Source organism: Massilia phosphatilytica (assembly GCF_977014125.1).
Genome location: NZ_CDRNIL010000016.1, coordinates 1 through 10,530 on the forward strand (window position 1 = coordinate 1; position 10,530 = coordinate 10,530).

The following is a 10,530-nucleotide window of genomic DNA, read 5'->3' on the forward strand; positions in this document are numbered from 1 at the left end:
ACGGAGGCAGTCAGTCCTATGATCCAGCACCTGATGCCGGCGCCGAGCACGATGACGCGCCGCTCGGGGACCGGCTGCAGCGGCGGACGCGGCTTGCGGCTCACGAAGCGCGCACGGCTCCCGTCGGCATCGAACACGAAGCCCTGCGCCGTCAGCGCGGCGACCTGGGCCGGCGTGAGACCGTGCGCGAGCAGGCGCGCATCGCGCGCCGCCACGCGCGCCGCGTGGCGTGCGAAGTCGGTGCCGGCGTGCTCGATGTCGTGCAGGCGGAATACGTCGACGCGCGACCGTCAGCCGGGCGAGCGCGTCGTCGAGCGGTGCGCTCGAGCAGGTCCTCGAGCGTCATGCCCGGCTCGGCCTGCGGCATGCGGTGGAAGCCCGGCAGCAGGTGGTCGCACAAGGCGATCACGTGCAGGGTGGGCGAGCGCTGCGGATCGGTGCGCCAGACGTCGGTCAGGACGCGGATGCGCGGCGCCGTCGCCGTAGTGCGCATCGAAGACGGTGAAGCGGGCCGGGTTGTGCCACCCTTCGCGATAGTCCATGGCATCACCTCCGGCGGCGGCACAGGCAGGCGCGGTCGTGGTCGTCCACCATGCCGATGCCCTGCATGTAGGCATAGACGATGGTCGATCCGACGAACTTGAAACCGCGCCTGGCCAGGTCTTTCGAAATGCGGTCGGACAGGTCGGTGCGGGCCGGCCTGCTGCCTGCCGGCCAGTCGTTGACGATCGGCCGGCCGTCGACGAAGGCCCACAGGTAGCCGTCGAGCGTGAGGCCGTCCGCGCGCGCAGGCGCAGGTAGGCCCTCGCGTTGTTGATGGCGGCCGCGACCTTCAGGCGGTTGCGCACGATGCCCGGATCGGCCAGCAGGCCGGCCACCTTGGCGTCGTCGTAGCGCGCGATTTTTTCCGCATCCCAGCCGTCGAAGGCGATGCGGTAGTTGTCGCGCTTGTTCAGGATCGTTTCCCACGACAGTCCGGCCTGCGCGCCCTCGAGGTTGAGCATCTCGAACAGCGTCGTCTCGTCGTGGCACGGTACGCCCCATTCATGGTCGTGGTAGGCGATGTAGGCGCGGGATTGGCCGGGTTGGCCCAGGTGCAGCGGATGTCGTTCATACATGGAGTCTAAACCTGTCGCGACGTCGCGCCACATCCACGCGGCGGCCGATTTTTGTTGTTGCCAAACCAATTTGATTTACACTTGCGGCCATGAACCAACCGACGCAGTTAGGCGAGTGTTCCAGATCGTGCGGGTGCTGGGACGCGGCGCCATGGGCGAGGTCTACGAAGGCCTCGATCCGCGCCTGGACCGCAGCGTCGCGATCAAGGTCATGTCCACCGCCTGCGATGCCGATCCGGAGCTGCGCGCGTCGTATTCCGCGCGCTTCATCCGCGAGGCGCAGGCCGTCGCCCGCCTGAACCACCCGCACATCGTCGGCCTGTACGACTTCGGCGACGAAAACGGCGCCGCCTACATGGTGATGGAACTGGTGCGCGGCGAGGAACTGGCCGCCTACTTCGACATGACCCAGGACTTCCACCTCGAGTTCACGCTCGACGCGACGCCGTGCGCATGACGTGCGAGCTGCTCGACGCCCTCGGCTACGCGCACCGCAACGGCGTGATCCACCGCGACATCAAGCCGGCCAACGTCATGCTCAGCCACGACCTGCGCGTGAAACTGACCGACTTCGGCGTCGCCCACATGGCCGCCTTGAACGCCGCCGTGCAGGACGCGGACGGCGCCGAGATGGTCGGCACGCCCAGCTTCATGTCGCCCGAGCAGATCACCGGCCAGGCCGTCGGCCCGCAGTCGGACATCTTCGCCGTCGGGATCATCCTGTACCAGTTCCTCACCAACGAGCGGCCGTTCCGCGGCGCCGGCATGTTCGCCGTGCAGCAGAAGATCCTGCACGAGCAGCCCGTGCCGCCGACCCTGCTGAATCCCCTGCTCGGCCCGGCCTTCGACCGCGTCATCATGCGCGCGCTCGCCAAGCGCCCGGAGCAGCGCTATCCCGGCGCCGATGCGTTCCGCGACGACCTGCTGCGCGCTCTCGACGGCGACGCGGCCGCGCGGCCCGACGCCACGTCCCCGCCGCCGCCGCCATCGCCATGGCGGCCGCTGGACACCGTCACGCCGCGCGCGCGCGCCGACGTGGTGCGCCACGCGCAGGACGATGCGGACGCGACCCGCGTGCAGCGCGCCGCGCACGACGACGCCGACGCCACGCGCCTGGCCCCATCGACACGGCGATGAGGCGGCCATGAACGACGCGACCGTCATGGGCGGCCCGAACGCGCGCGGCGATTTCTTCCGCCGAGCTGCAGCAGCTGACGACGCGCATCCACGCCACGCGCAACGTCGACGAGATCATGCTCGACCTGTCCGAAGGCATCTGCGCCCTGTTCGCGGCGGACCGCCTGACGATCTACACGGTGGGCGAGGACAAGGCCAGCCTCGTCTCCAAGGTCAAGACGGGCATGGCCTCGTTCCGCCAGCTGCGCCTGCCGATCTCGGCGCAGAGCATCGCCGGCTACGCCGCGCTGGCGCGCCGCCTGCTCAACCTGGCCGATGTCTACGATGCGGCCGAGCTGCAGCGCTACGCGGCCGACCTGCGCTTCCAGCAGGGCGTGGACCGGCGCACGGGCTATCGCACGACGCAGATGCTGGTCGTCCCGATCATGCACGACGACGACGTGATCGGCGTCTTCCAGCTCATCAACAACCTGCGCGGCGGCCCGTTCGACAGCACCGTCGTCGAAGGCGCGCGCTACCTGTGCGACACGCTCGCCATCGCATTCGCCCAGCGCCGCCAGGAAACGAAGCGCGAACGCACGGGCTTCGTCGGCGCGCTGGGTTCGCGGCCGCTGCCCCGCGAGCAGGTCGAGCAGGCGGTGGAACAGGCGCGTACGCAGGGCCGCGACATCGAGGACGTGCTGCTCGACGACTTCAAGCTGAAACTGCCCGTCGTCGGGCGCGCGCTGGGCGGACGATTTCGCCGTCCCCTACCTCGCCTTCCATCCGGCGGCGCGTGCCGGCGGCAACCCCTCCCCGGCATGGACCGTGCGGGGGCCGAAGTGCGCCAGTGGCTGCCGGTGGAACGCAACGAGCACGCGCTGTACGTCGTCTGCATCGACCCGGAAAAGGTCAAGGCGGACAACGCCGTCACGACCCTGTTCCCGCAATCGCGCCCGGTGTTCTGCGTGACGACGCGGCGCGATTTCGCGGCCATGCTCGACCAGTACTTCGGCGCGGCCGCGCCGCCGCGCTCGCGCTCGCGCCCGCGCGCGGACAAGCTGGTCGACACCGTGGCGGCAATGGTGGCGGGCAGCCACCGCGAGGGCCTGTCCGACCTGCGCATCGAAGACGGCGCCAGGCGAGCGGCCGGGCGAGATCCGCTTCACCGTCAGCGGCATCCTGCGGCCGCCCTGGAAAATCGCCAACGCCGTCTGCCCACGTGCTAGCATGCAGCCCTCGTATTTATTTCACAACCATACGCGCCGCCGATGAGCACCTGGAAGCAGCTAACCCCGAGCATCTATCACCGTCGCGTCGTTCGGCAGCGCATAGGGCCTGACCGACGTCGGCCTCGTGCGCCAGTCGAAGGAAGACAACTTCCTCATCGATCCGCAGCTCCCGCCTGGTGGCCGTGGCCATGACGGCATGGGCGGCCATGACGGCGGCGAGATCGGCGGCCGCCATGGCCCTCGAGACGCTGCGCGACGCGCTGGCGGCCGTCGACCCGAAAAAATCCAGCCCCGGCGACGCCGCCGACCCGGACGCGACCTGGCAGGACGAGCACATGCCCGCCATCGTGGCCGTGCACGAAGCCGTCGACGCCGCCAATGCGCGCGTGTACGGCGCCAACGTGCAGGACGGCCTCGGCGACGGCGGCGGCATGGGCACGACGCTGACGGGCTTCTGGCAAAGCCTGCCGGACGGCCCGCTGGTCATTTTCCACGTCGGCGACAGCCGGCTGTACCGCTACCGCGACGGCGAACTCGCCGTGCTTACGCGCGACCAGACCATGTACCAGCAGGCGCTGGAAGCGGGCGTCTCCGGCGACTTCCCGCCGCGTAACCTGCTGCTGCAGGCGATCGGCCCGACGGCCGCGATCACGCCCGACGTCAAGGCCTGCGCGCCGCATCCCGGCGACCTGTATCTGCTGTGCAGCGACGGCCTGTACGGCAACACGCCCCATGCCGCCATCGAACAGGTGCTGGCCGGCGCGCATGCGCAGTCGCTGGAGCACTGCTGCGCCGACCTGATCGCCCTGGCCAAGACGCACGGCAGCCGCGACAACATCACGGCGGTGCTGGCGCTGGTCGAGCGCTGACCCGGGCGCACGCGTTTTCTGTAGCGACCGCACAACACCGCGATGACGGTGCCGCGCCGCCACGCGTGGCCGGCACACAGGGAAACCGCTCCTGCGGCCTCATCGCGCTCCCCTCGCCTATATTTCCACAATGCAAATAGAATTTCTCGCGGAAAAATATAGATTTGGTATTGGGAAAGGTGTTACTGTGTAGGACCTCTCCTACTTTGTGCTTTTTGTCTTGTCATGGACTACCGCACCGCCTACATCCGCCGGAGCAGAAAAGGTTCACGCCTGAAAAAACGCGTGGCGGCCATCGGCCTGCTCGGCGTGGCGGCGTGTGCCGTCGTGTTCGCGCTGGAGATGCGGGAATCCGCCGCGCCGCCGGCCATGCAGGCGCAAGCGCAGGCCCCCGCCGCCGATACCGCGACGCCGGCCCCGGTCGTGCTGCGCACCGCGGCACAGGCAGAGACGAAAAAGACGCGCCGCGTCTACCCCTATTCCATCGTTCCCGGCGGCGTGATCGACCGCCGCGAGCTCGCGCACGCCGTCGTCGCGGACAAGGTCGTGGCGGCGCACTACGCGGCCTTCGAGACGGCCAGGGCCACCGTCGAGACGGTCACCAAGCCGCGCGCCGTGTACGTGTCGTACCGCAAGGGCGACAAGGTGTTCTGGACCTCGAAGAAGCTCCAGCTGGCCCGAAGGCGAAACCCTGCTGACCGACGGCCAGAACGAAATCCGCACGCGCTGCGGCAACCGCATTTCCGACGTGCCGCAATTGCCCGTCGAGGCAAAGGGCCCGAGCGAGGAAGAACTCGACGCGTCCGTCGAGCAGGCCCAGGAAGGCGACGGCAACGTGGAGCAGGTGGGATTCGCGCTCGCCGGTAATCCCGCGGGCGGCCGCTACCAGCTCCAGACATTCGCGACGGGCGACACCGCATCGGCCGGCGGCACGTCCGCGCCGAGCAGCGGGACCGCCGTCCCGGGCTACCGCATCAACCGCGACGCCATCCTGGACGGCGGCACCCTGCCGGTGACCCAGGACAGCAAGTCGTCGAGCGACACGGTGGGGACCGGCACGGACAGCGGCGGCTCGGGCACCGGCACGCCCGGCACAGGCGGCACGGGCACCGGCGGCACCGGCACCGGCGGTTCGGGCACCGGCAGCGGCGATCCGGGCACCGGCGGCACGTCGCCCGGCGGCACGTCCGGCACGACGCCGGGCGGTACGACGCCGGGCGGTACGCAAACGCCCACCGACACCGGCACGACGCCGTCGTCGCCCCCCGGCACGCTGCTGCCGCCGACGACGGACCTGCCCGGCCGAGACGAACGATCCGGGCAAGACCCCGGTCAAGCACGCCGACGTGCCGGAACCGGGCACGCTGTGGCTGGGCGGCGCCGGCGTCGTCGCGCTGCTGGCCGCGCGGCGCGCACGGAAACGCGCGCGCAAGTAAGCCGGTCGTCGGCCGCCGCGCGGCGCGCGCCGGCCGTGCCTACGCAGTCAACGAAGGCGAGCCCGCGATCGGATCGCGCGGATACGCCGCCAGGCACACCTCCAGTACCTCCGCGCGCAGCCAACGATGGCCCGGATCGTGGTCGAGGCGCGGATGCCATATCGCCGAGACGTTGAAGGCGGGCGTCGGCACGGGCAACTCGAACCCTTGCAAACCATTCGCGCCGGCGTGATCGGGCGCGAACACGTTGCCCAGGCAGGAGTGCGGGACGACGGCGATCATGTCGGAGCGGCGCGCCATCTGCATGGCGCTCGTGAATGACGGCACCACGACCGACACCCTGCGTTGCATGCCGCGCGCCGCCAGCGCCGCATCGACAGGATTCGCCGCCTCGCCGGGGCGCGCGGTCATGATGTGATCGCATTCGATCCACCGCTCGAGAGACACGCTGCGCGCGCTTACCGCGGGATGATGCAGACGGCACACGCCCACATACCGATCGCGCAAAAGCAGGCGCGTCAGCATCTCCGGGGCCGACGTCTTCACCGTGCCGATTTCAAGGTCGATCGTGCCGTCACGCAGCGGTTGCGCATCCCAGTCGGGCTTGGGCAGGAAGCGGATTTGCACGCCCGGCGCCGCGCGCCGGATTCGGTCCATCAGCGCCGCACCGAGCAGGTCGATAAACCCTTCGCCCGCCCGCACCGCGAAGCTGTGTTCCAGCGTGGCGGCATCGAACCGATGCTCGGCAGGCCTGAGCATGGCCTCCGCTTCCCTGGCGAGCAGGGGCAGGCGCAGGCGCAGTTGCTCCGCGTACGGCGTCAGGACCAGCGCGCGGCCGGCCTGCAGGAGCAAGCGATCGCCGGTGACGGTGCGCAGGCGCGCGAGCGTACGGCTCATGGCGGACACGCTGAGATCCAGGCGCCGGGCTGCTCCCGTGACGCTGCGCTCGGTCAACAGCGCGTCCAGGGCGGTGAGAAGGTTGAGATCGACGCGGGACATGCCGCCAATATAGCGGAAAGCCGGGCAGCACCCATGGCGTCGGATGCAAACATGGTTTGCAGCCACCGCGTCTGGTGCAAACCCGGGGCGTTGTCCAGAATGGCGGACATCACATCGACGAAGGAAGAGCAATCTCATGTCCCCCTCCACAACCCCACTTCACACGCCGACGGTCCTGATCATCGGCGCCTCGCGCGGCCTCGGGTACGCGATGGCCGCCGAGTTCCTGGCACGCGGCTGGAACGTTACCGGGACCGTGCGTGCCGGCAGCGGCCCCACCCGCCTGCACGCGCTGGCCGACGCAACGCCCGGCAGAGTCGGGATCGACACGCTGGACATCACCCGGCCCGATGAAATCGACGCGCTGCGGGCGCGCCTGGCGGACCGGACGTTCAACATCCTGTTCGTCAACGCCGGCACGGCGAATCCCGACCCGACGCAGCACATCGGGGAAGTATTCGACCGAGGATTTCGTCAACCTCATGATCACCAATGCGCTCAGTCCGATGCGCGTCGTCGAACGCCTGTGCGATCTCGTTCCGCCGACCGGCCTGATTGGCGTCATGTCGTCCGGCCAAGGCAGCGTCGCCGACAACGAGTCCGGGCAGCGCGAAGTCTATCGAGGCAGCAAGGCCGCACTGAACCAGTTCATGCGCAGCTTCGCGGCGCGCCAGGGTCCGACGCCACGCGCCATGCTGTTGATGGCGCCGGGCTGGGTGCGCACCGATCTGGGCGGACCCGACGCGCGATTGTCGATCGAGGAAAGCGTACCCGGGATCGTGGACGTGACGCTGGCCAAGCAGGCGCGCCCCGGGCTGGAATACCTCGACTACCGCGGCAGAACCGTCCGCTGGTGACGGCCGGGCGCGGGCTTCATTGGTTCGCGTCCTGGATCGCCAGCAACATCGGCAAGACGATCGCCCCTGCCCGCGTTTCGATTTACCCATGACTTTCCCGCGCCGCCCGCATCGCCTCCTCGTACGCCGCCCGCAACTCGCCGAACACCGAGCGCGCGGGCGCCGGCGCGCCCAGGTGCAGGTGCCGCAACTCGTCCATGAACGCCTCCCACAACGGCGGTCCGCCCTGCTCCAGCAATTCCGCCCGCACCGACAGTTCCCGGCTCGGCGACGGATGCCTGCGCCCCCACGCTCCCATGTGCGCGAGCAGGGGCACGAGCTGCGATGGACGGTTCCGTCAGGTCAAATCCCTTTTTGCCGGTGCGCCGGGTCGGGGCGCCGCGTCAGCAGGCCCGCCGCCGTCAGGCGCTTCAGCCGGTCCGCCAGGATGTTCGACGCGATGCCCTCTTCGCTCTGCGCCAGCAGGTCGCCGTAGCTGCGGCGGTTGCCGAACATGATGTCGCGGACGACGATCAGGCTCCAGCGGTCGCCGAGCTGTTCGAGGGTCAGGTTGATCGGGCAGCCCCGAGCGTCCGGCCTGTGACATCACGTAATCCTTGGTCGTTGTGCTTGCATTTTGCTTAGTATAGCGATATCTTTAAACCACTTGCATTTTACAAGTAGTTTATTTCAACCTGCATCCGAAAGCGATCCCGCCATGTCCCTCGCGCTCTACGGTCATCCCTTTTCCTCGTACACGCAGAAAGTGCTCGTCGCGCTGTACGAGAACGACACGCCTTTCGAGTTCCGCTGCCTCGGGCCGGACACGCCGCAGCACGCGCAGGAATGGCTGCAACGCTGGCCGCTGCGCAAATTCCCGCTGCTCGTCGACGGCGCGCGCAACGTGGTCGAGACCAGCATCGTCATCGAATACCTGCACCTGACGCATCCCGGCCCCGTGCGCCTGCTGCCGGACGATCCGCACGCTGCGCTGGACGTGCGGTTCATGGACCGCTTCTTCGACCTGCACGTGATGAGCATGGTGCAGCACGCGGTGAACGGCGCGCTGACGGGCATTGCTGCCAAGCGCGCGGACGGCCTCGCATTGGCGACGGAAAAACTGGAACTCGCCTACGCCTGGCTGGAGGGCCATCTGGCCGACCGGGTCTGGGCCGCGGGCGAGCACTTCTCGCTGGCCGACTGCGCCGCCGCGCCCGCGCTGTTCTACGCCGACTGGACGCATCCGATCGCGGCGCGCTACCCCGTGCTGCGCGCCTATCGCGCGCGCCTGCTGGCGCGGCCGTCGTTCGCGCGCGCGGTGGACGAGGCGCGGCCGTACCGCTCCCTGTTCCCGCTGGGCGCGCCCGACCGCGATTGACCGCGATCGACGCAGGCCGTCAGCGCGCGGCCGGCGCTTCGTAGCGGCGCTGCACGTCGTCGTAATAGCGTTTCAGGGTCCAGAACGCGAGCTTCTTCTTGCCGTCGTCCGAGATCAGGCCCTTGCGGTTCCAGAAGTCCTGGAAATACGGATGCTGGCGGCGCGGCGAGCGGAAGTCGACGAGCACCCACGGCGTCATCCCGCGCAGGCCCGGGATCGCGGACAGCATCTTGAACTGGTTGCGGTACAGCGCGTCCTGGTATTCCTCGCTCCAGCGCGTGTCGGCGTCGGCGTGATGACCCGCCCAGCGCGGACGCGCCGAACTCCGTGATCACGACCGGCTTGTTGTAGCGGACGTCGAAGCGGTAATTCAGCATCTCGGCATTGCTGGCCCAGTACCAGCCCGCGTACTCGTTGAAGCTGGCGAGGTCCAGCGAATCCGCGAGCGGGTCCTCGACCGTGATGTCGCTGCCCTTGCGGTGGATCTCCAGCGCGGCCGCCACGAGGCGCGTGTCGTCGAGCGAACGCGCCGTCTTCGCCAGGTTGCCCATGAACGTGTTGCGCGGGGCGCTGACCGGCGTCTCGTTCCCCACCGACCAGACGATCACGCTCGCGCGGTTCTTGTCGCGCGTGACGAGGTCCGTCAGCTGCGCGTTCGCGTTGGCGTACGTGTCCGGGTTCGTCCACGAGATCGTCCAGTACACGGGCACTTCCGCCCACACCATCAGGCCCATCTCGTCGGCCAGCCGGATCATCTCTTCGTTGTGCGGGTAGTGCGCGAGCCGCACGTAATTGCAGTTCATCTCCTTGGCCCATTGCAGCAGCATCCGCATGTCGCCCTGTCCGCGCAGGCGGCCCGGGATCAAGGGGTTCTCGTCGTGCAGCGAGATCCCGCGCAGGAACACGGACTTGCCGTTCAGGAGGATGTCCTGGCCACGCGTCTCGATGGTACGAAAGCCGATGTGGTCGACCACGTCGTCGCCGCCGCCGGCCAGCTCCACCGTGTACAGTTTTGGTTGTTGCGGCGACCAGTACGTCAGTTTGTTCACCGGGATATTCAACGCGGCGCGCCCGTTCGCGTCCGTGCGCACGGTGGCCTTGATGCCCGCTTCGGGAATCGTCACCGTCACCTGCTGCGACTTCGCGTCTCCCGCCATCTGGATGAAACCGTCGATGCGGTGGGCGTCGCCTTTGGCCAGCTGCACCTTGTAGTCGGCGATGTAGGTGGCGGGCAGCTCGGCCAGCATGACGTCGCGCGTGATGCCGCCGTAGTTCCACCAGTCCGTGTTCAAGGTCGGGATATCGTCCTGGTGCCGCGTGTTGTCGGCCTTGACGACGACGACGTTGCGGCCCTTCGCCAGTTTGTCCGTGACGTCGAACTGGAACGGCGTGAAGCCGCCCTTGTGCATGCCGAGTTTTTTGCCGTTCAGGTAGACGTGCGCCTCGTAGTTGACGGCGCCGAAGTACAGAGGTGCTGGATCATCCAACTAATCCTCCCGTGTTTTTAACCTTAGCAATACGTAACTGAACGCGGTTTTTCAAAACA

General features: G+C 68.4%; 13 protein-coding genes and 3 pseudogenes. 8 read left to right on the plus strand and 8 right to left on the minus strand.

Annotation, left to right across the window (positions count from 1 at the left end):
• The 3 genes and pseudogenes from ACWNCF_RS00530 to ACWNCF_RS00540 all read right to left on the minus strand — a co-directional run.
• Window positions 1-215, minus strand: a pseudogene (locus tag ACWNCF_RS00530) (hypothetical protein); the annotation flags it as partial.
• A complete protein-coding gene (locus ACWNCF_RS00535; protein WP_449405644.1) occupies window positions 152-493 on the minus strand; it encodes a hypothetical protein in 342 nt (113 codons plus the stop codon). The pseudogene ACWNCF_RS00530 and the gene ACWNCF_RS00535, both read right to left, overlap by 64 nt.
• A 53-nt stretch (window positions 494-546) precedes the next feature.
• Window positions 547-1,114 (minus strand): annotated as a pseudogene (locus ACWNCF_RS00540) (DNA-3-methyladenine glycosylase I).
• 119 nt (window positions 1,115-1,233) lie between these two features.
• Here ACWNCF_RS00540 and ACWNCF_RS00545 point away from each other — a divergent pair.
• The 5 genes from ACWNCF_RS00545 to ACWNCF_RS00565 all read left to right on the plus strand — a co-directional run bounded on the left by ACWNCF_RS00545 (window position 1,234) and on the right by ACWNCF_RS00565 (window position 5,202).
• Window positions 1,234-1,575: a protein kinase domain-containing protein gene (locus tag ACWNCF_RS00545; protein ID WP_449405645.1), complete on the plus strand. Its 342-nt coding sequence runs from the start codon at window positions 1,234-1,236 to the stop codon at window positions 1,573-1,575.
• The gene (locus tag ACWNCF_RS00550; protein ID WP_449405655.1) at window positions 1,572-2,255 is read left to right on the plus strand and encodes a serine/threonine-protein kinase; all 684 of its coding nucleotides are present in this window, start codon (window positions 1,572-1,574) and stop codon (window positions 2,253-2,255) included. Before ACWNCF_RS00545 ends, ACWNCF_RS00550 begins: the two co-directional genes overlap by 4 nt.
• 113 nt (window positions 2,256-2,368) lie before the next feature.
• On the plus strand, window positions 2,369-3,463 hold the full coding sequence (locus ACWNCF_RS00555; RefSeq protein ID WP_449405656.1) for a GAF domain-containing protein: 1,095 nt from the start codon (window positions 2,369-2,371) through the stop codon (window positions 3,461-3,463).
• A 191-nt stretch (window positions 3,464-3,654) separates the two neighbouring features.
• Window positions 3,655-4,335 (plus strand): PP2C family protein-serine/threonine phosphatase, encoded by a 681-nt coding sequence (locus ACWNCF_RS00560; protein WP_449405646.1) that lies wholly within the window; start codon window positions 3,655-3,657, stop codon window positions 4,333-4,335.
• A gap of 225 nt (window positions 4,336-4,560) precedes the next feature.
• Window positions 4,561-5,202 (plus strand): hypothetical protein, encoded by a 642-nt coding sequence (locus tag ACWNCF_RS00565; protein ID WP_449405647.1) that lies wholly within the window; start codon window positions 4,561-4,563, stop codon window positions 5,200-5,202.
• Window positions 5,203-5,301: 99 nt separating this feature from the next.
• Here ACWNCF_RS00565 and ACWNCF_RS00570 read toward each other — a convergent pair whose 3' ends face one another.
• The gene (locus ACWNCF_RS00570) at window positions 5,302-5,607 is read right to left on the minus strand and encodes a hypothetical protein (protein WP_449405648.1); all 306 of its coding nucleotides are present in this window, start codon (window positions 5,605-5,607) and stop codon (window positions 5,302-5,304) included.
• Between the two features lie 74 nt (window positions 5,608-5,681).
• On the opposite strand from ACWNCF_RS00570, the gene ACWNCF_RS00575 reads away from it, so the two are divergent.
• Window positions 5,682-5,771 carry a PEP-CTERM sorting domain-containing protein gene (locus ACWNCF_RS00575; protein WP_449405649.1) on the plus strand — a complete coding sequence of 30 codons (90 nt, stop codon included), beginning with the start codon at window positions 5,682-5,684 and terminating at the stop codon, window positions 5,769-5,771.
• A 39-nt stretch (window positions 5,772-5,810) separates the two neighbouring features.
• Here ACWNCF_RS00575 and ACWNCF_RS00580 read toward each other — a convergent pair whose 3' ends face one another.
• Window positions 5,811-6,770 carry a LysR family transcriptional regulator gene (locus tag ACWNCF_RS00580; protein ID WP_449405650.1) on the minus strand — a complete coding sequence of 320 codons (960 nt, stop codon included), beginning with the start codon at window positions 6,768-6,770 and terminating at the stop codon, window positions 5,811-5,813.
• A gap of 136 nt (window positions 6,771-6,906) precedes the next feature.
• Here ACWNCF_RS00580 and ACWNCF_RS00585 point away from each other — a divergent pair.
• Window positions 6,907-7,627, plus strand: a pseudogene (locus tag ACWNCF_RS00585) (SDR family oxidoreductase).
• Window positions 7,628-7,709: 82 nt separating this feature from the next.
• Here ACWNCF_RS00585 and ACWNCF_RS00590 read toward each other — a convergent pair.
• Both ACWNCF_RS00590 and ACWNCF_RS00595 read right to left on the minus strand, forming a co-directional pair.
• Window positions 7,710-7,925, minus strand: a complete 216-nt coding sequence (locus ACWNCF_RS00590) for a hypothetical protein (RefSeq protein ID WP_449405651.1) — start codon at window positions 7,923-7,925, stop codon at window positions 7,710-7,712.
• A 44-nt stretch (window positions 7,926-7,969) separates the two neighbouring features.
• Window positions 7,970-8,122: a winged helix-turn-helix transcriptional regulator gene (locus ACWNCF_RS00595; RefSeq protein ID WP_449405652.1), complete on the minus strand. Its 153-nt coding sequence runs from the start codon at window positions 8,120-8,122 to the stop codon at window positions 7,970-7,972.
• A gap of 202 nt (window positions 8,123-8,324) precedes the next feature.
• Here ACWNCF_RS00595 and ACWNCF_RS00600 point away from each other — a divergent pair, with 202 nt between their 5' ends.
• Entirely contained in the window at window positions 8,325-8,984 is a 660-nt protein-coding gene (locus ACWNCF_RS00600; RefSeq protein ID WP_449405653.1) for a glutathione S-transferase family protein, read from the plus strand.
• Here the strand turns inward: ACWNCF_RS00600 and ACWNCF_RS00605 are convergent.
• Window positions 8,882-10,471, minus strand: a complete 1,590-nt coding sequence (locus tag ACWNCF_RS00605; RefSeq protein ID WP_449405654.1) for a glycoside hydrolase family 2 TIM barrel-domain containing protein — start codon at window positions 10,469-10,471, stop codon at window positions 8,882-8,884. The genes ACWNCF_RS00600 and ACWNCF_RS00605 overlap by 103 nt on opposite strands.
• Between the last annotated feature and the right edge of the window lie 59 nt (window positions 10,472-10,530).